General features: G+C 59.0%; 1 protein-coding gene. It reads right to left on the bottom strand.

Translation table 11 applies throughout. The features are described from left to right. Nucleotides 1-388 (bottom strand): AAA family ATPase (locus tag EJI01_RS28360; RefSeq protein ID WP_126840412.1); only part of this gene is annotated, 388 nt, incomplete at its 3' end. Between the last annotated feature and the right edge of the window lie 628 nt (nt 389-1,016).

The following is a 1,016-nucleotide window of genomic DNA, read 5'->3' as shown; positions in this document are numbered from 1 at the left end:
CTTCGGGCCAGGGCTCTGCCACAAATACGGTCGGAGCATAGCGGTACTGAGCGGGCGCAGCCACATGATGAGGCTCTAAGGCCAATCCCGACAACTGCATCCAGGCCAAACATTCCGGAATGCCGCGGTCAAAGAAAACGGGCGCCCTCAACGACTGAGCAGCTTGATGGTTGCGGATGTTCCGCTCGAGGACCTCTTCCATGAATGCTGGGCGATTCACCCAAGGAAGAATGCTGCCGTTGCGCTCCTGTTGCTCGCGGACGATGGCGAGGGCGGCTTCTGGGACCGTGGCATATCCAAGGTCACTCAACGCCGCTAGGAGGGTGGACTTTCCGGCTCCCGAAGCACCAGTAATTACATAGCAACCTTCGGCAAAATGCGTGGACATCACTTTGGGTTTGGGGTGATTTCTAGTCTGAACGCGAACGGCAGGTTGTGGCCGAACACGGTCGCCAGTAAGCCACAGCCTAACGCGGAGGACACCGATACAACACGTGCCGGTACCAGAATTTGGACCACCAGGCGGCGGCTGCAGCAAACAGGAACAAGGCGATACCCAAGATGAGGAAAAGGCTCCCGTCTTCACCACCGTCGCCCACAGTGCCCACCTGAATACGGTAGACCCCGAATGCGCATACGAAGAAAGACATGGCGAAGAGGAATTTGGTTCTCCACCCCGCTATTCTTGTTTGCCGCGAGATTTGCGCTTGTCGATACGACTCTTCCGCGGCGACTTCGGCCTCCCGAATCGCACGATGGCCCCTCAAGTCACCTATTCCCCGGTGAGCTAGTTCCGCAGTAAGTGCTTCGCGCGCCTCGGGGACCAGGTCGCGAGCCGCGGCAAGGTCTATGAGCTCATCATCGTGCAACTGCTGGTAGTGCGAACGGAACTGGGACATCGACGTGGCTGGTGAAGAAGGTGCTGCTGATTCTCTGCGCAGTTGCCGTTAGTGCGCACGCGCTAACCATAGGGGGACAGGAGTGGCGCTGGAGGTCCGACGCGACCGTCCGCTCGT

This window comes from Variovorax sp. MHTC-1 (assembly GCF_003984645.1).
In the GTDB taxonomy this organism is placed as follows: Bacteria; Pseudomonadota; Gammaproteobacteria; order Burkholderiales; family Burkholderiaceae_C; genus Variovorax.
The sequence above is the reverse complement of the archived record's forward strand: the minus strand, read 5'-3'. Positions and strand labels throughout refer to the sequence as shown.